The sequence below is a fragment of the Nannocystis punicea genome (assembly GCF_026965555.1).
In the GTDB taxonomy this organism is placed as follows: domain Bacteria; phylum Myxococcota_A; class Polyangia; order Nannocystales; family Nannocystaceae; genus Nannocystis; species Nannocystis punicea.
In genome coordinates this window covers 5,212,539-5,237,143 of record NZ_CP114040.1, presented here as the reverse complement: position 1 = coordinate 5,237,143, position 24,605 = coordinate 5,212,539, and the positions used below count along the sequence as shown (strand labels likewise).

Genomic DNA, 24,605 nt, shown 5'->3' with positions numbered 1-24,605 from the left:
ACTATCCGACCGGCAGGAAGATCGTCGTCAGCACGAAGTCGAACACGATGATCGCCACACTGGTAGCGACCACGGTGTTGGTGGTCGAGATACCGACCGCCTCGGTGCCGAACTTGGTCTGGAAACCCTGGTAGCAGCCGATGAGGCCGACCAGCAGGCCAAACGTGAACGACTTCACGAGGCCCGAGATGTAGTCCATCGGGTACAGCTCATCGATGTACGTCTCGTAGAAGTACTCGGCCGGGACGTCGAACACGATGTCGGCGATGAAGGCCCCTCCGATCAGCGCGAGCACGTTGCCGTAGATGTTGAGCAGCGGCAGCGTGACCGTCGAGGCGACGAGGCGCGGCCACACCAGCTTTTTGACCGGGTCGGCGCCGAGCGAGGCGATGGCGTCGATCTGCTCCGAGACCTTCATCGACCCGAGCTCGGCGGTGACGCCGGTCGCGATCTTGGCGCCGATCGTCAGCGCCATCAGCGTGGGCACCAGCTCGCGCACGAGCGCGAGCGCGGCCGCGGAGCCGACGGCGTTCTTGGCGCCGAAGCCCATCAGCGCCTCGCCGAACTGCCACGTCAGCGCCATGCCGACGAACACGCCCATCAGCGTCGACAGCGGGAGGCTCCGGATCCCCAGCGCGACGATCTGATTGAAGACGTCGTAGATGCCCCACGGCCGCTGCACGCCGCGGAGCAGCGCCCGACCCAGAAGGAGAGAGATGCCACCCGCCCAGTCGAAGCCGGCGCGGATCGCTTCACCGATGTATTCGAACGGTCTGCGCACGCTCACCCGCCCCGGATCGGGAAGGCAAAACCGCTGACGACCTTGGCGAAGTCCCCGCGGCCGCTCTCGAAGCTGCGCGGCGGCGCGATGTACTCGAGGTCGAACAGACAGCCGTCCTTCTTCACCACGTAAATTTCCATCTGGGTCTTGATGACCCCGTCGATGGAGGCGAGCACGACGGTGCGCACCGCGTCACGCTGGACCAGCGTGACCCGCTCCTGCGACAGCACCTCCCACTCACGAAAATCGATGCGCAAGTGATCGGTGAACTGCTCGAGCGAGCTGTCGCCGTGCATCTCGCACTGGCTGTCGAGGACGATGACGGCGTCGAGCCCATCATTATACCACGCGACCTGGGTGCCCTTTTGCGAGAGCGGACGCCAGGCCGAGCCGGGGCTTCCGAAGCTGTAGGAAGCTTCATGGGAGACCGGCGTCTCGCGGCGCTTGTAGTAGGTGTTACCGTAGCCGACCCAGCCGCTGCACCCCGTAGCCACAACGGAGACGAGGGCGACGCCGAGAAGGACCTGGGGGGAGCTGGAGGGCCGCACGGGCGGCGCCAGTGTAACAGCGTATGCGGAGCCAGCACCACGGCGCGCCTGAGCAGCCCCGTCGTCCCCTCGAGGTCAGCCGGCCCCGCCTGCTGGCAGCCACAGATCGGCCAGCGCGACCTGATGTTCGGGGCCCCACGCGGCCGCCAGGCCCGGACAGGGACCGTGGGGCGAGGCGCCGGCGAGGTCCGTCGACCACACCGCGTGGTGCTGGAGCAAAGACAACGTTTCGGGATGCGGATGGCAGTAGGAATTGTCGCCGCCGGCCGAGATCACGACCAACGCGGGCGCTGCAGCGGCCAGAACGGCCTGCGAGATCCCACCGCGACTGCCGTGATGGCTGGCCCACAACACGTCGACGGCGCCGCATGCTCGCGCCGCCGCCTCGACTTGCACGAACGGGAGATCGCCTGGAGCGAGCAACCTCAGGCCTTCCACGTCGATGCAGAGCGCCAGCCCGCGCTCGTTTTCGGCCGCGCGCTCCGGCGCCGAGCCCGCCTCGATCACGCGGATAGACAGGCCTGGCGCGTCCCAGCGATCGCCGGGGACGACGGCCCGCCGCGAGCTCGTCGCGCTGGCGTAGGCCCTGGCGGCGGGAGTGTCGGGCGCGCCGTCGAGTCCGCGATCCCACCGTTCGCGCAGGTCGAGGTCGTCGTCGGTCCCGGCGAGGTTGTCGGGCCCTGCGAGCGCGCGGACGAAGCCGCCGATGTGGTCGTTGTCGAAGTGGGAGAAGATCCAGAGGTCGACGACGGCGAGTTCGTGCGCGGCGAGGGCGGCGAGGATCGGCTCGCTCCCCGCGGGTGGACCGGCGTCGACGAGCACTGCGTGGCCCTCGCTACCGACGAGCAGGAGCGACGAGCCCTGGCCGACGTCGATGAAGTGGAAGCCCGGGCCCGCAGGCGGCGGCGCGAGGCCGGGGCCGACGTCGAGGGGCGCGAGCGGGGCCGAGAAGATGAGCGACAGCGAGAAGAAGATCGGGTGCACATGGTGAGGTCGTCGCGAGCGGGCGATCTTTTGCAGCGCCGATTTTTTTTTCGCGGGCGATGCAAGAGCGGACCTGGTTCGAACGACCTCACCATGTGAACCCAGTCCTCGCTCTCTTCTTGTTGTTCTCGACGCCGGGCGTGCTCGAGCCGCCGCCGCTGCTGCTGCTGCACGGTGGAAGCGCGGCGCCGCGGGCCTGGCTCGGCGCGGTGCAATCGGCCCTGTGGATCTGCTGGGACGACGGCACCCGCCGCGGTGCTCCCGACGCGGCTTGCTGGCAGCGCGTCGATCTTCCGCCCGGTGCGCCCGATCCGCGCGAGGCCCGGGCCGCGTTCCTCGACGCCGCCACCGCGGTGGTGCGCGGGGCGGACGACGCGACGTTCGTGCTGATGCGCGGCGATCCGTCGCTGCAGGCCGCCGACGCGGCGATCGATCCGCGCGAACGCCTGACGGCGATCGCTTGCAGTCCCAGCGGACATGTCCCGATCTACAGCCGCGGGAGTTGGGCCTGGGCCCCCTCCCCTTGCCCGCTGCCCGCCGGACAGTGCGTCCGCGGGCCGGCGCTGGCCAGGCTGCGCCGCCCGAGCGCGTTCGACTTCTTCGTCAGCCTCGAGCTGCGGGCCCAGGCGCGCCGCGGCGTCGGGATGGCCAGCGAGGCGACCACCGACACCACGGTGGTCGCCAGCCTCGGCGTGGCGTTCGACCCGATGCGGTGGATCGGTCGCCAGCTCGCGTGGCACGAGCTGCACGCCGCCCGTCGCCCGCAGCTCCGCGAGCTCCCGCCGACGCGCAGCCGCGGGCCGCTGGCAGCGGTCGAGCGCGAGGCGCTGGCGGCGATCGTGTGCGGAGGCGAGGTCCGATGATCGCGCTCCGTTCGCTCCTCCTGTCGACGCTGTCGTTCGCGCCGGCGGCTCCACCCACGCCGGTGCCCGAGCCAGCCGCCCTGGAGCGCGCTCTCGCGGCCTTGCCCGCGCGGCCCACGATCGCCGAGGTCCAGCAGGCGGTCGTGAAGCGGCTGGCGCTCGGGCCCCGGAGCGCGCGACGGCTACTCGCCCGGGCGAGGGCCGCGGCCGCGCTACCGAGCCTGCAAGGCGAGTACGACCAGACGATCGACCGCGACTACCAGCTCGACCAGGCCGCGGGTACGGCCGACGCGCTGACGCAGGACCTCGGCGCCGGGCGGGGCGCGAGGGTCCGGGCCACGTGGGATCTCGGCCGGCTCGTCTTCAACCCGGACGAGCTGCGGGCGGCCCGGGCGATCCTCGATGCGGCCGCCGAGCGCGAGCGGGTGCTGGTGGCGGTGACCCAGCTTTACTTCGAGCGGCAGCAGCTGTTGCTCGAGATCGCCCTACTCCCGGCCCGCGACGGCCAGGAGGCGATCGGTCGGCGAGTGCGGGTGGCGGAGATCGAGGCAGTGCTGACGGGCCTCACCGGGCTCCGCTTCTGATAAGCTCCACGCTCGTGACCGCCGCGCGGCCCGCCAACGATCGCTTTGTCTGTGACCTCGCCGTCGAGCTCGACACCGGGCGCGCGCGGATCCCCGGTCGGATCCGCGACATCACCGAGTCGGGACTGTGCTGCGTCGTCGGCGATCCAGTGGGCGCGGGGATCAACGTCACCGCGCACCTGCGGCTCGTCTTCGAGTGGGGCATGAGCGAGCCCCTGCCGCTGCTCGGGCAGGTGCTGTGGTTGACCCCGACCGAGGGGCGATACCAGGTCGGGGTCGCGTTCTCGCAGCCCACGCCGGATGTGTGGCAGCGGTTCGATGTGCTGCTGAAGATCCTGTTCGGCCAGATCAACTTGCCGACCCCGGCGGCGAGCTGATCGCCCGGCGCGCGCACGCGCGGGGGTGCAGATCGCGACACGCTGCGCACAGGTGTGCGCGCGCCGGGAAGGACGATGTTGCGGTCGGCGTGCATCCAGATGCGCACGGGCAGCGACTCCGCGCCTCGGCCCGCCGGTCGTGACCGCTCTAACCACGCGCCAATATTGACTCTTCCGGCGAGCTGGCAGCATATGCTCTGGACCCTGCCCGAGGCTTGCAGGGCGGCCTGGCCGAGAAGGACGCCGCATGATTCCAGTCGCTCAAGCACCGTCGCCCGAGGGGGCATCCCGCGCCGACAATCGCCGCGCCCTCAACATCCTGGCCCGATCCCTGTTCCGCCAGATGCGGGAGCAAGGCTACTCGCCGGAGCAGATCGTCGCGCTGTCGTCAGAGCTGCTCGAGCTCGTCAGCCACGATCTTCGCCAGGTCCGCGAGGCGACGGATGCCCGCTGGGCCGCCGAGTGAGCGGGCCCGACGCATTCTCGTTCGGATGTTGCGACCGTCGTCCGTCTGGCCCCTGCCTGCGCCCTGAGAACTCACGCCTGTCGGCGTGGACTTGCCCGCGGAGGGTCGGTATGGGTCCGCCATGGCGACTACCGCAGACGCCCCGCTCGCGATCAACACGATCGACCGGCTCGACGTCGGCAATCGTCGGGTGTTCGTACGGGTCGACTTCAACGTCCCTTTGAAGGACGGCCAGGTCCGCGACGACACCCGGATCCGGGCCACCCTCCCCACCCTTCGCAAGCTGCAGGAGCGCGGCGCGCGGCTGATCCTCGGCTCGCACCTCGGCCGGCCCGACGGCGCACCTGACCCGAAGTACTCGATGGAGCCGGTCGGCGCTCGCCTCGCCGAGCTGCTCGGGTGCGAGGTGCGGCTGCCCGACGAGGTCGTCGGGGACGGCGTCACCAAGCTGGTGCACGACACGCGGGCCGGGCAGATCGTGCTGCTCGAGAACCTCCGCTGGCACCCGGGCGAGACCCGCAACGACCCGGCCTTCGCGCAGGCGCTGGCCTCGCTGTGCGACGCCTACGTCAACGACGCCTTCGGCGCCTCGCACCGCGCGCACGCCTCGATCGTGGGCGTACCGGCGCTGGTCGCCGACAAGGCCGCGGGGCTGCTGCTCGCGGCCGAGGTCGAGGCTCTCGGGCGCGTGATGTACCAGCCCGAGCACCCGTTCGTGATGGTCGTCGGCGGGGCCAAGGTCAGCGACAAGCTGCCCGTGCTGCTGGCGACCCTCGACCGCCTGCGACCGGGCGACAGCATCCTGATCGGCGGCGCCATGGCGAACACGTTCCTCGCCGCCGCCGGCGTGGCCGTCGGGGCCTCGCTGCACGAGCCGGATCGGTTCGCCGACTGCAAGAACCTGTTGACCCGCGCCGGCGCCCGCGACGTGCGCGTGCTGCTGCCGACCGATCTGCGGGTCGGTGCCGGCACCAAGGCCACCACGGCCCGGGTGATCCAGGTCGAGAGCGGCGCGCTCGGGGACGACGAGATGGCCCTCGACATCGGCCCCGCGAGCGCTGCGCGGTTTCGCGCGGCCATCCTGGGCGCCAAGATGGTGTTCTGGAACGGGCCGATGGGCTTGTTCGAGAACCCGGTGTTCGCCGAGGGGACCCTCGCCGTGGCGCGGGCGGTTGCCGATTGCGGCGGCTTTACCGTGGTCGGCGGCGGCGACAGCGTCGCGGCCCTGCAGGACAGCGGCGTGGCCGACAAGATCAAGCACATCTCCACCGGCGGCGGCGCCTCGCTGGAGATGATCGAGTCGGGCAGCTTGCCGGGCATCGATGCCCTGCTCCTTCCCACGAACCGGAGCGCGTGACGTGGCACCTGTTCGCTGGACGATCGGCAACTGGAAGCAGAACCTGTTCCGCGGCACGGCGGAGCTGTTGGCGACGGAGATCGTCGACGGCTTGCCGCCCGAGCTGCTCGAGGGCCCGGTGCGCACCAAGATCGGCGTCGCGCCGACCCTGGTCGCGCTGGACGCCCTCGCCCCCTGGAGCCGCCCGGCCGGGCCGCTCTACCTGTTCGGCCAGAACTGCGCCGCCCAGGAAGAAGGCGCCTTCACCGGCGAGGTCGGCCCCGGCCAGCTCGCCGATGTCGGCGCGCACGGCGCAATCATCGGCCACTCCGAGCGCCGGACTCACTTCCGCGAGGACGACGCGCTCATCGCTCGCAAGGTCCAGTGCGCCCTCCAGGCCGGCTTACGGGTCGTGCTCTGCGTCGGCGAGGGGCTCGAGATCCGCGAGCGCGGCGATCACGAAAACTTCGTGATTTCGCAGCTTTCGGCCTCACTCAATCAAGTCGATCCTGAATTGTTTCAGGACCGGCTCGTCCTCGCCTACGAGCCGGTCTGGGCGATCGGCACCGGCAAGACGGCCAGCGCGCGCGATGCCGGGGCCATGCACCGCCGGATCCGTGCCTGGCTCACCGAGCATTATGGCGCGATGGGCGCCGACAGATCGATCCTGTACGGTGGTAGTGTGAAGCCTGGAAACGCGGCCGGGCTCATGGCCGCCGGCGACGTCGACGGCTTCCTCGTCGGCGGGGCCTCGCTCGAGGCCGAAGCCTTCCTGCAGATCGTCCGGCTCGTCGCCGAGGCCAGCTGAACCGAGCTCTCCATGTTCGACATCATCGTCACCATCGTCTCGGTCCTCTACATCCTGGTGTGCCTGTTCATGGTGCTGGTCATCCTGCTGCAGGCAGGGCGCGGCGGCATGGGCACGGCGCTCGGTGGCGGGGCCAGCCAGAGCGTCTTCGGCGGGGGCGGCAGCTCCGACGTTTTGGCAAAGGTTACGCAGATTTGCGCGATGAGCTTCATGGTCTTCGCGATGTTCCTCGCGTACGCCGGCAGCCACTCCGGCTCGGACCGCCTGCAGGAGCGCAGCGAGGAGACGGCTCCCGCAGAGGAAGACGCCTCCGGCGAGATCAACTGGGAGGCCATCGGGCCCAACCCCGTGAACCTGGAAGCGTACACGCCGCCCCCCGGTGAGTCGGCGCCCGCCGAGCCTGCGACCCCGGCCGCCTCCGATGAGCCCGCTGCGCCGCCCATGGAGGCTCCCGCGGCCGACTCCGGCGCCCCGGCCGAGCCGACTCCGGCCGCCGACTCCGGCGCCGCCGCTGCGGCCGACTCCGGCACCCCGGCTCCGGCCGCCGATGCCCCGGCCGACTCGGGCACCCCGGCCGCCGAGGCCGCGCCTGCCGGTGACGCTCCCGTCCCGACGCCCGTCGAGCCCGCCAAGGCGCCCTGAGCGATGCTGGAGCGCTTCGCCAAGGTCGAGGGCCTCGGCAACGACTTCCTGCTGCTCGACCGCCGCGATGCCTCGCCGGCGGCCCTGGACGCCCTCGTAACCCGCCTGCGCGAGGCGGCCCCTGCCCTCTGCGATCGGCGCCTCGGCGTCGGCGGTGACGGGCTCCTCGTGGTCGGCCCGCCGCGTTCGACCGAGGCGGCGGCGACGATGATCGTCATCAACCACGACGGCTCGCGACCGGAGATGTGCGGCAACGGCCTGCGGTGCGTCGCCCTGTGGGTCGCCGGGTCGGTCCGCGGGCTGGTGCTCGACACCGACGCCGGGCCCAAGCCGTGCGCAGTACGTGAATTTCACCCAGGGACATGTCCTTCCGGGCAGGTTGCGATCGACATGGGCCCGCCTGACCTGCTCGGCCCGCGGCGCGTGGGCGGGCGGTCGTTCGCGGCGGTGTCGATGGGCAACCCGCACGCGATCGCGTTCGTCACCGGCGAGGATCCTGAGGCGCTGGCTCGCGGCGACGGCCCGGCGATCGAGCGCGACCCGCAGTTTCCGGCCCGGACCAACGTCGAGTTCGCCCGCGTCGAGTCCGACGGCAGCATCACCCTGTGGGTGTGGGAGCGCGGCTGCGGGATCACCTCGGCGTGCGGGACCGGAGCCTGCGCCACCCTGGCCGCCGCGATCGCCGAGGGACTCGCGCCGTACGCCCGCGACGTGGTGGTGCGGCTGCCGGGCGGTCCGCTCGTGCTGCGACAGGACCGCGCCGGCGGCTCGATCACCATGACCGGGCCGGCGCGGGTCGCCTTCGTCGGCGAGGTCGAGGTTCACACGACATCGCCGGCCGCGTGAACGGCGGGGCTCACAGCGGCATCAGCGGGTCGCAGGTGAACTCGACCTTGAGGGTCGCGTCCTTGTCGTCCTGCGCCAGGGAGCACGCGTCGGGGCAGAGGATGACCTTGCCGTTCTCGACGTAGAACGACATCGGGTCGCACTGGCCGAGGCCCGGGACCTTGCCGAGGAGCAGCGGGTTCATCTGCCCGGAGGGCGTGAACTCGACGACGATCGAGTCCTCGTCGAGCGTCTTGCCCTCGGGCGGCGGCGGGATCTCGAAGTCGCAGGCGATCTTGGCGTCCGCGACCACGCCGTTGGCGATCGCCTGGAACACCACATCGTACTTGCTCGTGTCGCACAGCGGGAACCGCAGCGCGCCGGTCATGTTGCTCAGGGTCTGGTAGCCGGTGCCGTTGTCCGCGCCCGTCGGGCACTTGCTGGTGACGATCGGATCCGCGTCCGTGTAGGGCTTGTCGGGCGGGTTGTTGTAGCCCATGCCGACGATGCTGTACCACTTGTAGTTGCGGTTCTCGATCGAGTCGCCGAAGTGCTGCGGCGCGACGGTGACGAGCCGCTGGTCGAACTTGGTGGCCGCGGTCAGGCCGCTGTTGACGTTGTTGTTGTCGTCGTAGCTGATGTTGTTGTACGAGCACTCGACCCCGTCGTCGGTGAGCTCGAGGAAGATCTTGAACGCGTCGGCGCGCAGCCACTTCTGCCAGCCCTCGGGGGCGAAGCCGTACTCGTCGTCGGTGTTGCCGTTCAGCGTCTGCAGCAGCCGGCACCACGAGTTGTGGCTGCCGACTTCGATGCTGTAGTGGAAGAACCGGTCGCCGTTGACGGGCTTGTTGGGCGGGTTGGTACAGCCGCCCTGCGGGATGCCGCCGAGCGGCGCCTCGATGCACACGCTCTCGGCGCTGTCGTTGCCGAAGCGAGACACCATGATGACGCGGTAGTCGAGGCCGCTGGCCTCGATGATCTGGGCGAAGTTGACGTTGATGTTGTCCTGGACGCCGGCGATCTCCTCGCCCATGCTGCCCGAGTTGTCGATCGTGATGATGATGTCGACCGGCTTCGGGATCAGCTCGGCCTCGGCCTCCTGGGTGCCGCACGCGGTCGGCAGGATGTCGCAGGTGATCGAGCAGCCGTTGTCGGGGCCGTTCAAGGGCCCGAGGTCGCAGGTCTCGCCCGGATCGGTCTTGCCGTCGCCGCACTTGTCGAGCAGGCACTCCTCGCTGCACGGGGCGTCGGGGCCGTTCTCCGGGCCGTCGTCGCACTCCTCGCCGACGTTGAGCTGACCGTCGCCGCACACGCCCGGCACGAGGCCGGTGGTGGTCGTCGTCGAAGTCCCGTCGGTGAGGCCGTTGGTGGTCGTGCCCTCGCTCGTGCCCTCGGATGTCCCTTCGGACAGGCCGTCCGTGGCGCTCGTGGTGCCGGTCATCGGCTCGGCGGTGGTCGAGCTCGTCGGCCCGACCGAGGTCGACGTCGGCCCGCCGGTGGTCGGCGCCGAGGTCCCGGTCGCGGTCGCCGACCCGGAGCCGTCCGTGCCGCCCGTCTCGGGGTCGTCCGTCGCGGCCGTCCCCTCGCTGGTGAGGCCCGTGACGCCGGTCCCCGAATTGCCCATCGTGGCCGTCACCGACGAGCTGCCCGCGCCGTCGTCACCGCACGCGAACAGGACCAACGACGCGCAGCTACACGCCAACCAATGCTCGATCTTCATGTTCTACGAACCCCCTCGCCCACTCGCCGACCACGATAACACGCCGTCGGCGGCGCTGAGGTCGCGTGCACCCATCACGCGTAAAACGGCAGGAGGAGGCCCTACATCTCGGTTTCAGGCGTGCATCGGCGAGCGCCGTCGGTGTCACTTCCGACGCGAACGGTGGTTCAGGGCACCGCGAGCCGGAGAACGACGCTCCTACAGATCGAGCGCGCCCTGCCAGCCAGGCGGGAGCTCGAGTCCGAGGTGACGCGCGGCCTTGATGGTGGCGACACGTCCCCTCGAGGTGCGCAGCAAGAAGCCGCGCTGCAACAGGAACGGCTCGACCACGCTCTCGAGGGTGTCACGCGGCTCGCCGAGGCTGGCCCCGAGGGCGTCGACGCCGACCGGGCCGCCGCGGAAGTTCTCGACGATCATCGTCAGCAGGCGGCGGTCGAGCATGTCGAGGCCCTCGCTGTCGATGCCGAGCTCGAGCAGCGCGGCGGTGGCGTCGGCGAGCTCGATCGAGCGCGCGCCCCGGACCTGCGCGAAGTCGCGGACGCGGCGGATCAGGCGGTTGGCGATCCGCGGGGTGCCGCGCGAGCGCCGGCCGATCTCGAGCGCCGCCGCGCCGCTGACCGGGACGCCGAGGATCGACGCGGTGCGGCAGACGATCGCGGCCAGCTCGTCGTCGCCGTAGAACTCGATCGCCTCGATGATCTGGAACCGGTCGCGCAGCGGGCCGCTGAGCAGCGCCGTGCGCGTGGTGGCGCCGATGAGGGTAAACGGCGCCAGCTCGAAGCCGATCGTGCGCGCGCGGTTGCCCTCGCCGACCGGCAGGTCGATGCGGCCGTCCTCCATCGCCGAGTAGAGGCTCTCCTCGACCGTCGGCGCGAGGCGGTGGATCTCGTCGATGAACAGGACGTCGCGCGAACCCAGCGCGGTGAGGTGGCCGGCGAGCACGCCCTTGTGCTCGATGGCTGGCCCCGAGGTCAGGTGCAGGCGCACGCCGAGCTCGTGGGCCAGGATGTGCGCCATCGTCGTCTTGCCGAGCCCGGGCGGCCCGTGCAGGAGGGTGTGGTCGAGCGGCTCGTCGCGCCCGCGGGCGGCGCGGACGAACACCTCGAGCTTGCGCTTGAGCGCGGCCTGGCCGACGTACTCCGCCAGGGTCTGCGGGCGCAGCGACGCCGTCTCCCCCGCCTCGCCGCCGCCGACCGCCGGCGAGAGCGCGGCACGACCTAGCTCTTGCGACATGTCCGATTCGCCAGGCTCGGGCGACCGCTCGGACCGCTTGCGACCCTTGGGTGACCGCGGAGGCGGCGGCGGACCGTCGTCGTGGGGGACGCGCATGGTGGGGAGCACGATAGCCCAGCGGCCGGCCCGCGGCCACCGGGCGTCACTCCCACTCGATGGTGGCCGGCGGCTTGCTGCTGATGTCGTAGCAGACGCGGTTGATGCCGCGGACCTCGTTGATGATGCGGGCGCTCATGGTCGCCAGCAGTTCGTAGGGCAGCCGGGCCCAGTCGGCGGTCATCGCGTCGGTGCTGGTGACGGCGCGGATCGCCAGGGCGCTCTCGTAGGTGCGGCCGTCGCCCATCACGCCGACGCTCTGGACCGGCAGCAGCACGCCGAACACCTGCCACAGCTGGCGGTAGAGGCCGGCCTTGCGGACCTCCTCGATGATGATCGCGTCGGCCTCGCGCAGGAGGTCGCAGCGGGCCGGCGTCACCTCGCCGAGGACCCGCACCGCCAGGCCGGGACCCGGGAACGGGTGGCGCCAGACCATGTCCTCGGGCAGCCCGACCAAGAGGCCGAGGCGACGGACCTCGTCCTTGAACAGCTCGCGCAGCGGCTCGACCACGCCCATGCGCATGCGCTCGGGCAGGCCGCCGACGTTGTGATGGGTCTTGATGGTGACCGAGGCGCCGCGCAGGTTCACGCTCTCGATCACGTCGGGATAGAGCGTCCCCTGGACCAGGTAGTCGGCGCCGCCGAGCTTCTTGGCCTCCTCCTCGAACACCTCGATGAAGGTGGCGCCGATCCGCTTGCGCTTGAGCTCGGGGTCGGTGACGCCCTGCAGGGCGGCGAAGAAACGCTCGCGGGCGTCGGCGACGATCAGCTTGTTGTGCAGGCGGCCGGCGAACATGCGCTCGACCTCCTCGCGCTCGTTCTTCCGCAGCACGCCGTTGTCGACGAAGATGCAGTGGAGCCGCTCGCCGATGGCCCGCTCGACCAGCAGCGCGGCGACCGACGAGTCGACGCCGCCCGACAGGGCGCAGATCACGGTGCCGGAGGTGCCCACGCGGGCCTGCACGGCCGCGACGGCCTCGTCGACGAAGCGCGCGGCGCTCCAGTCGCGCGCGAAGCCGGCGGCGTCGAGGAAGGTGGCGATGATCTCGTCGCCCCGCTCGGTGTGGGTGACCTCGGGGTGGAACTGCACGCCCCACAGCTTGCGCTCGGGGTCGAAGACGGCCGCGTGCTCGCAGTTGTCGGACGAGGCGAGGTTGTGGAAGCCCGGCGGCAGCGAGACGACGCGGTCGCCGTGGCTCATCCACACGCCCAGGCGATCGCCGGCGCGCAGGCGCTTCAGCGGGCCCTCGGCGCGTCCGACGGTCAACGCCGCGGGGCCGTACTCACGATGCGTCGCGCGCTCGACCTGGCCGCCGAAGCCGGCGACCATCAGGTACAGGCCGTAGCAGATCCCGAGCACCGGCACGCCGAGCTTGAGGACGTCCGGGTCGAGCCGCGGCGCGCCCTCGTCGTAGAGCGACGACGGACCGCCGCTGAGGATGATGGCCCGCGGCGCGCGTGCGGCCAGCTTCTCGGCGGAGGTGTGGTACGGCAGGATCTCCGCGTAGACCCCCAGCTCGCGCACGCGCCGGGCGATCAGCTGGGTGACCTGCGAGCCGAAGTCGAGGACGACGAGGGTCTGATGGGCCATTCGCTTTATCCGTCCACCCGGTAGTTCGGGGCTTCCTTGGTGATGATGACGTCGTGCACGTGGCTCTCGCGGAGGCCCTGCGCGGTGATCTTGCGGAACACCGAGCCCTCGCGCAGCGCCTTGAGGTTGGCGGAGCCGCAGTAGCCCATGCCCGAGCGGATGCCGCCGACGATCTGGTAGAGGCTCTCGGCCAGCGGCCCGCGGTGCGGCACGCGGCCCTCGATGCCCTCGGGCACCAGCTTGCGATCGTCGGACACGCCGCCCTGGAAGTAGCGGTCCTTGCTGCCGGCCTTCATCGCCCCGAGCGAGCCCATGCCGCGGTAGACCTTGTAGCTGCGGCCCTGGTAGAGCACGAGCTCGCCGGGCGCCTCGTCGGTGCCGGCGAACAGCGAGCCGATCATCACGGTGTCGGCGCCGGCGGCCAGCGCCTTGACGACGTCGCCCGAGTACTTGATGCCGCCGTCGGCGATGATCGGCGCGCCGAGCTTCTTGGCCTCCTCGGCGGCCTCGAGGATCGCGGAGATCTGCGGCACGCCGACGCCCGCGATCACGCGCGTGGTGCAGATCGAGCCCGGGCCGATCCCGATCTTCACCGCGTCCGCACCGGCCTCGACCAGCGCGCGGTAGCCCTGCGGCGTGGCGACGTTGCCGGCGACGATCTGCAGGTCCGGGAAGGTGCGCCGGATCCCGCGCAGGGTGTCGAGCACGCCCTTCGAGTGGCCGTGGGCGGTGTCGACGACGAGCACGTCGACGCCGGCGTGGACGAGCGCCTGCGCGCGCGCCTCGGTGTCGGCGCCGACACCCACGGCCGCGCCGACGCGCAGGCGCCCGCTCGAATCCTTGATCGCGTGCGGGTGGGTCTGGGCGTTGCGGATGTCCTTGACGGTGATGAGCCCGAGCAGCTCGGTGCCGGCGGCGTCGACCACCAGCAGCTTCTCGATGCGGTGCTTGTGCAGCAGCTTGAGCGCCTCCTCGAGGGCGATGCCCTGGCGCACGGCGATCGGGTCGCGCGTCATCACGCGCCCGACCGGCTGATCGAGGTTGGTCTCGAAGCGGACGTCGCGGCTGGTGAGGATCCCGACCGGGCGCTTGCCCTCGACCACCGGCAGGCCGGAGAAGCCGTGCGCGTGCATGAGCGCGAGCGCCTCCCGCAGAGTCTGCTCGGCGGTGACCGTGATCGGGTCGACCACCATCCCGCTCTCGCTGCGCTTGACCCTGCGCACCTCCTGAGCCTGCTGCTCGGGGGTGAGGTTCTTGTGAATCACGCCGAGGCCGCCGTGACGCGCCATGCAGATGGCGGTCGCGGCCTCGGTGACGGTGTCCATCGCCGCGGAGATCAGCGGGATGTTGACGGTGATGTCGCGCGTCAGCCGGCTCTGCACCTCGACCTGGGCCGGAAGCACCTCGCTGTAGCCCGGGACGAGCAGCACGTCGTCGAAGGTCAACGCCTCGTGGATCTCGATCGCAGCCATACCTGCTCCCTCGTAAAGGTTGCGGGAGACTACCCAACGCGACCCTGCGCGCGCATGCGCGAAGGCGTGCGTTACCTGACGACTTCGCGCGCCGCTGCTGTGCACGCACGATCACGAATCAATCTCACGGCGGCGACGCGCGCAAGTCGTGATCCGTTGGCGACCTCGGCGATCGCGCGACGACAAGGTGCGATAAGCTCCGTCGACCGTGGGCGCCGTGGTCGGCGCCGTCACCAGAGCGTCGGTTGTGCCGCCTGTACAGCCCATCGATGGCCCTTTCGCCGAGCGCGTCGTCAACGTGCTGACCCCGCTGCTTGGCCCGCACACGGCGAAGCGCGCGCTGGCCATGATCTGCAAGCGGGCCGGCAAGGACGCCGCCGAGCTGGGGCCCGACGACCTGCAGCTGGCCCAGACGACCCTGCGGCCCATGCTGCGCACGCTGATCGGCAACGAGGTGACGATCCGCGTGCTCGCCGACCTCGAGGCGGAGGAGGCGTCGTGAACGCGCCGCGCGGCCCGGGTCTGCTGCTCTGTGCGATCGCCGTCGGCGGGCGCTACGCCGCCGAGGTGCTGCTGGGCGCCGGCGACGCCTGGCAGCGCGGGATCGAGGTCCTCGTGGTCGCCCTGTGCGCCCTGGTGGTGCTCCGCTTCAGCGCGGGCGACCCGCCGCGGCGGCCGTGGATCGTCTTGCTGCTGGCGATGGGCGTGGTCCCGCTGATCCGGATCGCCACCTGGCAGGGCTGGTCGATCGCCGGGGTCCAGCTGCAGAACATCCTCCTGATCTTCGGCAACATCTTCTTCGCCGGCTCGATCGTCGGCTTCGGCCGCGTGCTCGGCAGCTCGGAGCTGCTGTCCGAACGGACAGGCGGCGCGCGCACCCGGGCGATGGCCGTCATCGGCTCGCTGGCCCTCGCCGGGCTCGCGTTCATCGCCTACAACGTGATCGAGCTGGCCAGCCGCGGCATGCCCACCACCAGCGACGCGTGGGCCGGCGCGATCACCAGCGGGGTCAGCACCCTGTCCGACGCGACCGTGTTCGCCGGCGGCCTCTACCTCGTGTGGCTGCTGCGGCCCCTGGTCGGCGGCAGCATCGCCCTGCCCTACCTGCTCATGGCGATCGGCGCCGCCGCGTTCCTCGTGGTCGACGTCTGGCTGGTCGCCGTCGGCAAGACCGCGCAGACCGACCTCACCGACACCACCTCCAAGCTGATCGGCGCCCTCGCGTTCAGCTGCTTCGCCGCCGCGGCGCTGATCCAGGCCCTCCTGCTGGCCCCCAAGGCGCCGCGCGTGTCGGGCCCGGCCGCGGCCGCCCGGGCGACTCGCGGCGCCTGAAGCTCCCGGTCGCCGCTCGACTTCGAGGCGCCTGTCCGAAGGGGCAGATTTTCACCCTGCCCTTTCGGACATGCAAACCTGTCCCTGCGGACAGCCGGCCCGCCTGCTCCTGCGAGCAGGTCGGCCTGTCCCTGCGGACAGGCGCCGCTACTTCGCGGCAGTCGGCGTGCGCAGCCAGGTGTCGAGCCAGGCCAGCACGTTGTCGTGCCAGACCTTGCTGTTGGCCGGCTTCAGCACCCAGTGGTTCTCGTCCGGGAAGTACAGGAAGCGGCTCGGGACCCCGCGCCGCTGCAGCGCGGTGAAGGTGGCGATGCCCTGGGTCTCGGGGATCCGGTAGTCCTTGCCGCCCTGGATGACGAGCATCGGCAGGCGCCAGCGGTCGACGTAGTTGGCCGGGTTGTGCGCCTCGTGCTGCTTGCTGAACTGCCAGTACGGGCCGCGGTGCTCCCACTCGGGGAACCACAGCTCCTCGGTGGCGTAGTACATCATGCGGTTGTCGAACACGCCGTCGTGGTTGACGAGGCAGCGGAACGGCTGCTGCCACTGGCCGGCGATCCAGTTGACCATGAAGCCGCCGTACGAGGCCCCGAGCGCGCACACGCGGTCGCCGTCGAGCCACGGGTAGCGGGCCAGCGCGGCGGCCAGGCCCTTCTGCAGGTCGACGAGCGGCGCCCCGCCCCAGTCGTCCTGGATCGCGTCGGTGAACGCCTGGCCGTAGCCCGTCGAGCCGTGGAAGTCGATCATCACCACCGCATACCCGGCGCCGGCGTAGGTCTGCGGGTTCCAGCGGTAGCTCCAGCGATCGCTGAACGAGCCCTGCGGGCCGCCGTGGATCAGGAACGCGACCGGCGCCTTGTCCCCCTCGGCGAGGCCCGGCGGGCGCACGACCCAGCCGAACACCATCTCGTTCTTGTGCCCGGGGAAGCTGAACTGCTCGGCCACGCCGACGTCGGCCGCGGCCACCTTGGCGTCGTTGACGTGCGACAACGGCTCGACCGTGACCCGCTGCCCGGGCACGTACGTGGAGCGCTCCGTGGCCTCGGTCTCGCCCTCGAGCGTCGCGGTGAAGATCTCGTCGGGGTGCGAGAGGTCGTTGCGCAGGAACAGCAGGCGGTCGCCGAAGCGCTGGACGTCGTGGATCGCCCCGCCGCGGATCAGCTGGTTCGCGGCCCCGGTGGCGACGTCGATCGCGAACAGCGACAGCCGGCCGAGGTCGTCGGCGGCGGCGTAGATCGTCTTGCCGTCGCCGCTCCACGTGAACTCCTCGACCGAGCGGTCCCAGTCGCCGGTGAGGATCTTCGACTGTCCCTCAGGCCATGGCCGAAGGACCAGGCTGAAGCGGTCGGCCTCGTAGCCGGGGCGGGTCATCGCCGTGTACGCCAGCGTCTTGCCGTCGGGCGAGAAGGCCGGGCGCGCGTCCCAGGCGAGGTTGCCGGCGGTGAGGTTCTTCGGCGCGGCCGAGCCGTCGAGCGGGGCGTAGAAGAGGTCGAAGTTGGTCGACCACGGCTCGGTCTGGCCGGCGACGCGGGCGGCGAACACGACGCCCTTGCCGTCGGGCGTGAACGTCAGCTCCTCGACCCCGCCGAACGGCTTCGACGGGACATCGCCGTCGACCCCGCGCGAGAGGTGGACCGGCTTGCCGCCCCCGCTGATCGACCAGGCGAACAGCTGGGCGCGCCGGCCGTCCTCCCACTCGTCCCAGTGGCGCACGAACAGGCGGTTGTAGACCGTGCCGGTGCCGTTGGCCTTGCGCGCCCGCTCGCGCGACAGCGCGGCCGTACACGCCAGCGAGCCCTCGGGCGCCGCGTCGCACTCCGGGAACACCTCGGCCGAGAACAGCAAGTGGCCGGCGTCGTCGAGCAGGATCGCGTTCACGTCGACCGGAAAGTCGGTGACGGGCGTGGGCGTCTCGCCCACGGCCACGCGGAACACCTGCTGCGTGTCCTCGTGCTTGCCGAGGAAGTACAGCGTCTCGCTGTCGCCGGCCCAGCGCGGGCTCGACTCGCTTTCGGGGTCGGTGGTCACGCGGATCGGGCCGGAGCCGTCGATGCCCATGACGTAGATGTCGGCGCGCCCGCGGTTGTTCTCGAGGTCGGTCTTGCGCAGCACGAAGGCGACCTTCTTGCCGTTCGGCGACACCTGCGGGTCGCTGATCCGATCGAACGCGAGCAGGTCGAGCACCGAGAACGGGTGCTGCCCGGCCGGCGCGATCGGCTGGTCGACGAACGGCTCGGGCGCGGCGGCGCGGACCTCGGCGGCGGGCACCTCGGCTGCGGGCGCGGCCGCGGGCGGACAGTCGCGGACGACCTTCCCGCGGGTGCCGCCGCAGGCGACGGCGAGGGTGGACAGACCGAGGATGGTTCGAAGGCGAGGGCGAACGCGCACCATTGGCCGAGACTATACGGGCGTCCGCGCGCGCCGGGGAAATATGCAGCCGAGCGACGCCAACCGGCCGTCCGCGGCGCTTCGGCGGCGCGTCGGGCGGCGACCGGGCCGCGGCGCGGGCGGCCCGCCTACCTCGTCCTCGGTGAACGGATGGTCACGGGCCGATCATAACGACCTGGACAGGATGTCCTCGAAGACATGTCCCCACCGCCATGTCATGGTGATGCCATGACTGTCCGAACGCGCATGTCCGCGAGGGCATGCTCCTTTCGACATGCGAAGTGTCCCCGAGCGCATGTCCTCGGGGACAGTTTTCGCCTCACCGCGCCAGGCGAGCGCGGACCCTGGCCACGCCGGCGACCGCGAGCAGCGACAGGCCCAGCGCGGCGAGGCTGGCCGCGCCGGCGACCGCGGCCACGGCCCAGCCCTGCGTCTGCGTCGGCGGCGGCGTCGGCGAGCTCGGCGGCGGGGCCTGGCCCCACGCGCGGGCGGCCGCCTGGAACAGCGGATCGACCGGCACCTCGGCGGCGCGCTGCCCGGCGCGCGCGAGGTCGAAGCGGGCGCGCTGCTGCGGATCGCACAGCACGTCGCGGGCGGTCACGATGGCCCGCATGCGCTCGCTCGCGGCCGCGTCCTCGGGGTGACGGTCGGCGTGGTGGCGGTGCACCGCGCGGCGGAAGGCTTGACGGATCTCCGCCTCCGACGCGGACGGCGCGACACCCAGGACCCGGTAGTGATCGACGAAGGCCGGCATGCGCGGCGATCTTGCCACACGCCGCGGCGCGCGGCGCGAGTGCGGCCGCCGGCGGGTCGACAAGCCCGCGCGGCGACGCTACCGTGCGCGCGTGCAACCGGTGTGCGACAGGCGCTGCCCCTGGTGCGGACAACCCCTCGCGCTGGTGTGGGTCCACGGCCACGGCCAGTGTGTCCGCTGCGGGATCAACCTGGAGGAGTGCTGTCGCGGCGAGACGGCCGAGGTCGCGCCCGTGAGCGCGCCCGCGTCCTTCACCGCGGCCGCGCGCCAACCGGAGCGAGGCTGACGGCCGTGGCCCGCTACGACTGCCTGAGCTGCGGCGCTTGCTGCCAGAACACCCCGGAGAACCTCGCCGAGGGTTTTTCGCAGTACATCGAGGTCGACCCGGCGGCGCCGCTGTGGCGCCGCCCGGACCTGGTGCGCAAGCTCGTGGTCCGCGACGAGGACGGCGCGGCGCACCTACGGCTCCACCCCGACGGCCGCTGCGTCGCGCTGCGCGGGCGGATCGGCGCGCGGGTGCGCTGTGAGATCTATCGCGAGCGGCCGACCCCGTGCCGCAGCGTCGAGGCCGGCAGCGACCTGTGCCAGCGCTACCGCCGGAGCCGCGGTCTGCGGGTGTGAATTCCGCGGCGTTGCGGCACGATCGCGCGGTGCGCCGCTCGCTGCTCCTGCTCCTGTCCGTCGCCTGCGCACCCAGGCCGGCGCCGCCGGAGCCCGCGCCGGTCGCCGTGAAGGCTGTCCCTGCGGACATGCCCGAAAAGACCGGTCCTATCGAGCAGCCCGCCTCCGCGCCGCTGCCGGCCCTGACGCCCGGGCCCGGGGCCCGCGTCGCGCTCGACGTGCGCGGCCAGGCGGTCGTCGCCCTGCCCGACCGCGTCGTCGTGCTCGACGACGACTTCCGCCACATGCGCGCCTTCGATGCCGTCACCGGCGCCCAGCTGTGGCGACTCGAGGCCCAGCAAGAGCCTGGAGGGCGCCACACCCTGTACGCCGTCGGCGACCGCGTCCTGCTGCACGCCGGGTCCGCCCTCGTCGCCGTCGACGCGCGCGCGGGCGCGGTCGTCGCGACCCATTCGGCCCGCGCCTACAACGGCGGCGATTCGGACTGCCGCCTCGAGGTCACCCACGGCTTCACCGACATGGGGCGCCGGTGGACCGCCTTCGACCCGGCGCTCACCGCCTGCGCCGCCGCCTGCACCTGCACCAAGCGGCTGCTCCGCTGCGACACGGGCGCGCCGATCGGCGAGCCCTTCGACGGCAACGAGATCAACCTCCACGACGACCTCGAGCAGGCGGCCACGGTCCTGTGCCTGGGCGAGCCGCGCCTGTTCGGGCGACTCGGCGGTCGCTATCTGTTCGGGGTCCGGCGCAGCGAGCCCCGCAGCGAGGGCTACGAGGCGATCGCGGTCGACGACCAGGGCAAGGTGCAGTGGCGCCGGCCCGAGCTGTCGGCCGCCGTGGAGCGCCACCTCTGGGTCGACGGCGACGTCGCCACCGACGTGTGCTGGTCGCTCGAAGACACGGACATCGTCGCGTGGACATGCTCGACGGGACAGCACAAGTGGCGGGCCAAGCTCGAAGGCGCGGGCCAGCGATTCTCCCGCGACGCCCGCCTGGTCGCTCCCGGCCAGCTGCTGGTCCGGCGCCGGTCCGAGCGCGGCCTGCTGGTCGAGCTGCGCGACGTCGTCACCGGCAAGCAACGGTGGCGGCGCAGCCTGCCGCCCGACCACGTGGCCCTGGCCCCCGGCGAGGACCCGAACGTCCTCGTCTTCGCCGACACGCCCGTGTTCGCCTGGCTCGACCTGCGCAGCGGCGCCACGCTGCACCAGCACACGCGGGCGCAGGACCAGGCGCTCGCCCGCGACCCCGGCGGCGACGGTTATGTGCGGGTCGGCGGCCCCGAGGTGGCCCTGCTGGCGCGCGACGGTCGCCTCTTACAAACTGTCCCGAAGGACATCCAGGGCGTCGAGTGGGTCGGCGCCCGCTTCGTCGCCGCGCGCGAGGACTCGCGCTTCCGCGTGTACCGCCGACCCGACCTCGACGTCGCGCTCGCGGTCGACGGCTCCTGGGCCGTCGAGGACTCGACCTCCGCGCTCGGGCCGGCCGCGGTGCTGCTCCGCGAGCACCGCGGCGAGCGCGAGCCGCTGCGGATCGTGGTGCTGCGCGCCGACTGAGCGCGACTGGCGGCGGACCTGACTGTTCAGCCAGGCGCCCGCGGCCGACCGGTCGCTTTCCCCAGGACTCGACGGCCGACCTGTCTCTTTCACCAGGCGCCGGCCGGCCTCCGCGACACCTGTCTCTTTCGCCAGGTCGCTGCCTCGACGGGGCGCGATGCGACGCGGGCGCTCAGCCGCCCTTCTTGGGCCGCGTGATCTCGATGTTGGTGCCGACGCCCTCTTCGGGGTCGAGCTCCTCCGAGGCCGCGTTCTCCTCGTCGCGGAAGCTCTTGCGGTCGACCCGCTTGAGCTTGGCCTTGAGCTCCTTCTGCCCTTCGGCCGCGACCTCGAGCGTCTCGAGGTAGTTCTCGAAGCCCTTGGCCTTGAACTCGAACTGGTGCGGCCCCGGCGTCAGCTCGAGCGTCAGCGGGGTCTTGCCCTTCGACACTCCGTCGACCAGCACCTCGGCCTTGGGTGTGGCGTCGACCTTGATCGCCACCGGCCCGGCCGGCTGCGGCGGCGTCTCCACCTTCGTGTCCGGCGGCGTCTCCACCTTCGTGTCCGGCGGCGTCTCGGGCGGCGCCTCGACCTTCGTGTCCGGCGGCGTCTCCACCTTCGTATCCGGCGGCGCCTCGACCTTCGTGTCCGGCAGCTGGCCCTTCGCCTCCAGCTCCTGGATCATGGCCTTCAGGGCAGCTTGCCGCTCCTTCGCCTGGGCGTTGGTCGGGTCGGTGACGAGCACGACCTCGTAGGCCGCGAGCGCCTCCTGCAGCTTGCCGGCGTCCTCGAATTCCTGCGCCTTGGCCAGCCCGGCGGCGCTCTGCGGGGGCGGCGCCTCCTGCGGCGGGGCGGCGACGGGCGGCGGCAGCGGCGGTTGCTTCTGGCTCTCGAGGTAGAAGTACACGCCGACGCCCACGCCGACGATCGCCAGCAGGGCGAAGATCCAGCCCGAGCTGCCGCCGGAGCTCGGCGGCTCGTGGACGACGGCGCTCGGCGTCGGCTCGATCGCGGGGATCGCGTGGGTGCCGCTGGCCTCGACGGCGGCGGCGAGCGTGGCCGAACGGGCGCGGTCCTGGGCCGCCTCGGTCTCGCTGAGACCTGGCCCGCGGGACAGGTTATCCTTGGCGGCGGGGCGGCTGCGCGGGGCCGCGACCGGCAGGCGGAACATCGCCGCCGGCACGCAATCGATCATCCGCTCCACGATCTCGTTGGCGTCGGCCGGCCGATTGTCGGGGTTCTTGGCCAGGCAGTCGTGGACCAGGTGGATCAGCTCGTCGGGCACGCCGTGACTGGGCGGCAGCACCGTCTCGAGCGGCGTCGGCTTGGCGTTGACGTGCTTGTGGAGCACGTCGCGCGGGCTGTCGCCCTCGAACGGGAGCCGACCCGAGAGCATGTGATAGAACAGCACGCCGACGGCGTAGACGTCGGAGCGCGCGTCGGCCGGCCGGTTCATGATGACTTCGGGCGCGAGGTAGGCCGGCTCGCCGACCACCGGCGCGTCCTCGTCGCTGCCCTCGGGCGTCTCGAACAGCGCCGCGATCCCGAGGTCGAGCAGCTTGACGTAGTTGGCGCGGCCCTGCTCCTCGACCAGCATCACCTGGTCGGCGTTGAGATCGCCGTGGACGATCCGGCGCACGTGCGCGCCGCCGAGCCCCTTCAGCACCTGCGCGGCGATGGGCACGAACGCCTCGAGCTGCAGGCGACCCATCCGGCGCACGTACTCGGCCAGCGTCTCGCCCTCGACGTACTCGACCGCGACCCACACCCGCGCCGTCTCGCGCCCGTGGTCGTGCACTGCAGCGATGTTGGGGTGCTCCAGGGTCGCCAGCGCCCTGGCCTGCTCGTCGAACCGGACCGCCGCCGGCGAGCCGTCGGGCCACGCCGCGGAGGCGAGCTGGACGACGACGGTGCGGTGCATGGTGCGGTGGGTGGCGAGGAACGCCTGGGCCCGCGGCCCACGCTCCAGGACGCGCTGCAGGGTGTAGTGGCTGCCGATCGTCTGGCCGATCAGGGCGTCTGTCCCGGATGCGGGGATGGATCTCTTAACCGGCATCGTGGCCTCGGTACGGTGGCGAATTCAGGCCCGTGAAGCGTGCAGGCCCGAAGGCCATCAAGCGAGCGGGCCGAAGGCCCATGAAGCAAGTCCCGGTGCGCGGGAACGGACCCGCGTCCGCGTGTCGTCGTGCGACCCAACGTAGCATGGACCCGCTGCGCGCGACGAAAGTGCTGCGTCGCCCGGGGGATCGTCTGGTGCAAACCCCGCACTCGACCCCCCTCGCCTGCCCCGGAGCCACCCACTACCATGCGCCGCCATGCGCCCCCGTCGCTTCGGACCGCTCCTGCTGCTCGCCGCGTGCGGCGATCCCACGGACACCCAGACGACCGCCACCGCCGGCATCACATCGGTCACTGCCTCGAGCTCGACCTCCACGTCGACGTCCGACCCCGGCACCTCCGAGCCGACACCGACCACATCCGCCGGGTCCACGACTGCGGCCAGCGAAACGAGCACGGACGCGACGACCCGCGCGACCACCGACGCCGCCGACACCGACACCGACACCACCGGCGCCACCACGGGCACCAGCGAGCCCGCGAGCGGCACCTCGGCGACCGACACGAGCGGCGACACGGCCGCCAGCGACGCGACCACCACCACCACCGGCGCGAGCACGACCGCCGGCGAGACCACCGACGAGACCACCGCGGAGCCCTGTCCGATCGGACAGGACGGCTGTCCCTGCGGCCAGAACGACGCCTGCGACCCCGGCCTCGAGTGCCAGGCCGGCCTGTGCGGACCGCCGGCCCCGCCGGTCTGCGGCGACGGCGACGTCGAGGGCGGCGAGCAGTGCGACGACGGCAACAAGATCCCGGGCGACGGCTGCGAGAACGACTGCACGCCCACGCCCGCCCCCGCGACCGACCCGTGCGGCTTCCCGTCCGACGGCGTCTGGCTCGAGATCGATTACGGCAACGCCTTCACGGCGACCAACCCGAAGTGGACCTACTCGCCCACCCCCGGCTGGGGCGAGGTCGACTGGGCGCCGCAGGGCGAGTCCTGGCCCGAGGTGTGGGACGTCTACCAGAACGTCGAGGTCGAGGCCGACCAGATCGGCACCGTCGCCATCGTCGACGGCAACGGGGCCCTGCAGATCATGTTCGGCATCGGCGGCCTCACCTACGACTACGCGACCGTGTGCGTCCAGGGCCGCAGCTACTCGGTCGGCTCCTCGGTGACCTTCACCGTGCAGAACCAGCTCAACAAGTGCGGCTCGACCGGCATGATGGCCAACGACTGGTCGATCCACAGCACCGGCGTCGACCTCGGGACCTGCATCGTCGACAACAACGAATTCCAGGGTCTGCGCATCTTCGCCTCCGGCGGCAGCGGCGCCCTCTCGCTCAAGCGCCTGCGCTTCACCCTCCACGGCGCGGTCTACTAGCTGGACAAAACCGCGCCGCGTCGGATCGGTCACACGCGCCGACGAAGATCGCCTCGTCGCGGATGTCTCTCGAGACACCCCTGCGAAGCAGGCTCCGCCGTGCCCCCCGGCGAGGCCGCCGTCGCGCCCGCGAGCGCGAGCTCTCCGCGAGCGTCGCCCGCCGACGTGCCCCCTGGGCCAGGTCACGCGCGAACGGGGCGCGGCGAAGT

The 24,605-nt window shown here is 71.6% G+C and carries 24 protein-coding genes; 14 read left to right on the top strand and 10 right to left on the bottom strand.

The annotated features are described in order from the left end of the window. Window position 1 precedes the first annotated feature (1 nt). From O0S08_RS20260 to O0S08_RS20250, 3 genes are all read right to left on the bottom strand, one after another. Entirely contained in the window at window positions 2-787 is a 786-nt protein-coding gene (locus O0S08_RS20260) for an MlaE family ABC transporter permease (RefSeq protein ID WP_269040846.1), read from the bottom strand. Continuing rightward, on the bottom strand, window positions 784-1,329 hold the full coding sequence (locus O0S08_RS20255) for a hypothetical protein (RefSeq protein WP_269040845.1): 546 nt from the start codon (window positions 1,327-1,329) through the stop codon (window positions 784-786). The genes O0S08_RS20260 and O0S08_RS20255 overlap by 4 nt, the downstream gene beginning before the upstream one ends. A gap of 75 nt (window positions 1,330-1,404) precedes the next feature. Then, window positions 1,405-2,313: a ComEC/Rec2 family competence protein gene (locus O0S08_RS20250; protein ID WP_269040844.1), complete on the bottom strand. Its 909-nt coding sequence runs from the start codon at window positions 2,311-2,313 to the stop codon at window positions 1,405-1,407. A gap of 95 nt (window positions 2,314-2,408) precedes the next feature. Between O0S08_RS20250 and O0S08_RS20245 the strand changes: the two genes are divergently transcribed. The 8 genes from O0S08_RS20245 to dapF all read left to right on the top strand — a co-directional run bounded on the left by O0S08_RS20245 (window position 2,409) and on the right by dapF (window position 8,235). Continuing rightward, complete coding sequence (locus O0S08_RS20245) at window positions 2,409-3,176, top strand: hypothetical protein (RefSeq protein ID WP_269040843.1); 768 nt, start codon at window positions 2,409-2,411, stop codon at window positions 3,174-3,176. Next, the gene (locus tag O0S08_RS20240) at window positions 3,173-3,760 is read left to right on the top strand and encodes a hypothetical protein (protein WP_269040842.1); all 588 of its coding nucleotides are present in this window, start codon (window positions 3,173-3,175) and stop codon (window positions 3,758-3,760) included. Before O0S08_RS20245 ends, O0S08_RS20240 begins: the two co-directional genes overlap by 4 nt. 14 nt (window positions 3,761-3,774) lie before the next feature. After that, a complete protein-coding gene (locus tag O0S08_RS20235; protein ID WP_269040841.1) occupies window positions 3,775-4,137 on the top strand; it encodes a PilZ domain-containing protein in 363 nt (120 codons plus the stop codon). A gap of 247 nt (window positions 4,138-4,384) precedes the next feature. Continuing rightward, window positions 4,385-4,603: a hypothetical protein gene (locus O0S08_RS20230; protein ID WP_269040840.1), complete on the top strand. Its 219-nt coding sequence runs from the start codon at window positions 4,385-4,387 to the stop codon at window positions 4,601-4,603. Window positions 4,604-4,724: 121 nt separating this feature from the next. Next, on the top strand, window positions 4,725-5,960 hold the full coding sequence (locus O0S08_RS20225) for a phosphoglycerate kinase (RefSeq protein ID WP_269040839.1): 1,236 nt from the start codon (window positions 4,725-4,727) through the stop codon (window positions 5,958-5,960). After that, the gene (tpiA, locus tag O0S08_RS20220; protein ID WP_269040838.1) at window positions 5,926-6,747 is read left to right on the top strand and encodes a triose-phosphate isomerase; all 822 of its coding nucleotides are present in this window, start codon (window positions 5,926-5,928) and stop codon (window positions 6,745-6,747) included. Before O0S08_RS20225 ends, tpiA begins: the two co-directional genes overlap by 35 nt. A 12-nt stretch (window positions 6,748-6,759) precedes the next feature. Beyond that, a complete protein-coding gene (secG, locus tag O0S08_RS20215; protein ID WP_269040837.1) occupies window positions 6,760-7,389 on the top strand; it encodes a preprotein translocase subunit SecG in 630 nt (209 codons plus the stop codon). A 3-nt stretch (window positions 7,390-7,392) separates the two neighbouring features. Then, the gene (dapF, locus tag O0S08_RS20210) at window positions 7,393-8,235 is read left to right on the top strand and encodes a diaminopimelate epimerase (RefSeq protein WP_269040836.1); all 843 of its coding nucleotides are present in this window, start codon (window positions 7,393-7,395) and stop codon (window positions 8,233-8,235) included. A 10-nt stretch (window positions 8,236-8,245) separates the two neighbouring features. Here the strand turns inward: dapF and O0S08_RS20205 are convergent, their stop codons facing one another. The 4 genes from O0S08_RS20205 to guaB all read right to left on the bottom strand — a co-directional run bounded on the left by O0S08_RS20205 (window position 8,246) and on the right by guaB (window position 14,326). Then, a complete protein-coding gene (locus O0S08_RS20205; RefSeq protein ID WP_269040835.1) occupies window positions 8,246-9,934 on the bottom strand; it encodes a hypothetical protein in 1,689 nt (562 codons plus the stop codon). A gap of 198 nt (window positions 9,935-10,132) precedes the next feature. After that, the gene (gene ruvB / locus O0S08_RS20200) at window positions 10,133-11,167 is read right to left on the bottom strand and encodes a Holliday junction branch migration DNA helicase RuvB (RefSeq protein WP_269040834.1); all 1,035 of its coding nucleotides are present in this window, start codon (window positions 11,165-11,167) and stop codon (window positions 10,133-10,135) included. A gap of 142 nt (window positions 11,168-11,309) precedes the next feature. Continuing rightward, the gene (guaA, locus tag O0S08_RS20195; RefSeq protein WP_269040833.1) at window positions 11,310-12,854 is read right to left on the bottom strand and encodes a glutamine-hydrolyzing GMP synthase; all 1,545 of its coding nucleotides are present in this window, start codon (window positions 12,852-12,854) and stop codon (window positions 11,310-11,312) included. A 5-nt stretch (window positions 12,855-12,859) separates the two neighbouring features. After that, entirely contained in the window at window positions 12,860-14,326 is a 1,467-nt protein-coding gene (guaB, locus tag O0S08_RS20190; protein WP_269040832.1) for an IMP dehydrogenase, read from the bottom strand. A gap of 208 nt (window positions 14,327-14,534) precedes the next feature. On the opposite strand from guaB, the gene O0S08_RS20185 reads away from it, so the two are divergent. Then, window positions 14,535-14,828, top strand: coding sequence for a hypothetical protein (locus O0S08_RS20185; protein ID WP_269040831.1), 294 nt, complete (start codon window positions 14,535-14,537; stop codon window positions 14,826-14,828). Continuing rightward, a complete protein-coding gene (locus O0S08_RS20180; RefSeq protein WP_269040830.1) occupies window positions 14,825-15,658 on the top strand; it encodes a hypothetical protein in 834 nt (277 codons plus the stop codon). Before O0S08_RS20185 ends, O0S08_RS20180 begins: the two co-directional genes overlap by 4 nt. Before the next feature lie 147 nt (window positions 15,659-15,805). Here O0S08_RS20180 and O0S08_RS20175 read toward each other — a convergent pair whose 3' ends face one another. After that, on the bottom strand, window positions 15,806-18,046 hold the full coding sequence (locus O0S08_RS20175) for a S9 family peptidase (RefSeq protein WP_269040829.1): 2,241 nt from the start codon (window positions 18,044-18,046) through the stop codon (window positions 15,806-15,808). A 316-nt stretch (window positions 18,047-18,362) separates the two neighbouring features. Then, on the bottom strand, window positions 18,363-18,797 hold the full coding sequence (locus tag O0S08_RS20170; protein ID WP_269040828.1) for a J domain-containing protein: 435 nt from the start codon (window positions 18,795-18,797) through the stop codon (window positions 18,363-18,365). 91 nt (window positions 18,798-18,888) lie between these two features. On the opposite strand from O0S08_RS20170, the gene O0S08_RS20165 reads away from it, so the two are divergent. The 3 genes from O0S08_RS20165 to O0S08_RS20155 all read left to right on the top strand — a co-directional run bounded on the left by O0S08_RS20165 (window position 18,889) and on the right by O0S08_RS20155 (window position 20,971). Beyond that, a complete protein-coding gene (locus O0S08_RS20165; RefSeq protein WP_269040827.1) occupies window positions 18,889-19,083 on the top strand; it encodes a hypothetical protein in 195 nt (64 codons plus the stop codon). A 5-nt stretch (window positions 19,084-19,088) separates the two neighbouring features. Next, the gene (locus tag O0S08_RS20160) at window positions 19,089-19,418 is read left to right on the top strand and encodes a YkgJ family cysteine cluster protein (RefSeq protein WP_269040826.1); all 330 of its coding nucleotides are present in this window, start codon (window positions 19,089-19,091) and stop codon (window positions 19,416-19,418) included. A gap of 128 nt (window positions 19,419-19,546) precedes the next feature. Then, entirely contained in the window at window positions 19,547-20,971 is a 1,425-nt protein-coding gene (locus O0S08_RS20155) for an outer membrane protein assembly factor BamB family protein (RefSeq protein ID WP_269040825.1), read from the top strand. Between the two features lie 172 nt (window positions 20,972-21,143). On the opposite strand, the gene O0S08_RS20150 is transcribed toward O0S08_RS20155, so the two are convergent. Further along, window positions 21,144-23,006 (bottom strand): protein kinase domain-containing protein, encoded by a 1,863-nt coding sequence (locus O0S08_RS20150; protein ID WP_269040824.1) that lies wholly within the window; start codon window positions 23,004-23,006, stop codon window positions 21,144-21,146. A 259-nt stretch (window positions 23,007-23,265) separates the two neighbouring features. Here O0S08_RS20150 and O0S08_RS20145 point away from each other — a divergent pair, with 259 nt between their 5' ends. Beyond that, window positions 23,266-24,396 (top strand): DUF4215 domain-containing protein, encoded by a 1,131-nt coding sequence (locus O0S08_RS20145; protein ID WP_269040823.1) that lies wholly within the window; start codon window positions 23,266-23,268, stop codon window positions 24,394-24,396. Window positions 24,397-24,605: the final 209 nt, after the last annotated feature.

What these genes read in the sequence shown, in the direction of transcription:
- O0S08_RS20150 (WP_269040824.1), bottom strand. Translation starts at nt 23,006, where the DNA reads ATGCCGGTTAAGAGATCCATCCCCGCATCCGGGACAGACGCCCTGATC.
- secG (WP_269040837.1), top strand. Translation starts at nt 6,760, where the DNA reads ATGTTCGACATCATCGTCACCATCGTCTCGGTCCTCTACATCCTGGTG.
- O0S08_RS20170 (WP_269040828.1), bottom strand. Translation starts at nt 18,797, where the DNA reads ATGCCGGCCTTCGTCGATCACTACCGGGTCCTGGGTGTCGCGCCGTCC.
- O0S08_RS20230 (WP_269040840.1), top strand. Translation starts at nt 4,385, where the DNA reads ATGATTCCAGTCGCTCAAGCACCGTCGCCCGAGGGGGCATCCCGCGCC.
- O0S08_RS20145 (WP_269040823.1), top strand. Translation starts at nt 23,266, where the DNA reads ATGCGCCCCCGTCGCTTCGGACCGCTCCTGCTGCTCGCCGCGTGCGGC.
- guaA (WP_269040833.1), bottom strand. Translation starts at nt 12,854, where the DNA reads ATGGCCCATCAGACCCTCGTCGTCCTCGACTTCGGCTCGCAGGTCACC.
- O0S08_RS20240 (WP_269040842.1), top strand. Translation starts at nt 3,173, where the DNA reads ATGATCGCGCTCCGTTCGCTCCTCCTGTCGACGCTGTCGTTCGCGCCG.
- guaB (WP_269040832.1), bottom strand. Translation starts at nt 14,326, where the DNA reads ATGGCTGCGATCGAGATCCACGAGGCGTTGACCTTCGACGACGTGCTG.
- O0S08_RS20225 (WP_269040839.1), top strand. Translation starts at nt 4,725, where the DNA reads ATGGCGACTACCGCAGACGCCCCGCTCGCGATCAACACGATCGACCGG.
- ruvB (WP_269040834.1), bottom strand. Translation starts at nt 11,167, where the DNA reads ATGTCGCAAGAGCTAGGTCGTGCCGCGCTCTCGCCGGCGGTCGGCGGC.
- O0S08_RS20205 (WP_269040835.1), bottom strand. Translation starts at nt 9,934, where the DNA reads ATGAAGATCGAGCATTGGTTGGCGTGTAGCTGCGCGTCGTTGGTCCTG.
- O0S08_RS20155 (WP_269040825.1), top strand. Translation starts at nt 19,547, where the DNA reads ATGCCCGAAAAGACCGGTCCTATCGAGCAGCCCGCCTCCGCGCCGCTG.
- O0S08_RS20175 (WP_269040829.1), bottom strand. Translation starts at nt 18,046, where the DNA reads ATGGTGCGCGTTCGCCCTCGCCTTCGAACCATCCTCGGTCTGTCCACC.
- dapF (WP_269040836.1), top strand. Translation starts at nt 7,393, where the DNA reads ATGCTGGAGCGCTTCGCCAAGGTCGAGGGCCTCGGCAACGACTTCCTG.
- tpiA (WP_269040838.1), top strand. Translation starts at nt 5,926, where the DNA reads ATGCCCTGCTCCTTCCCACGAACCGGAGCGCGTGACGTGGCACCTGTT.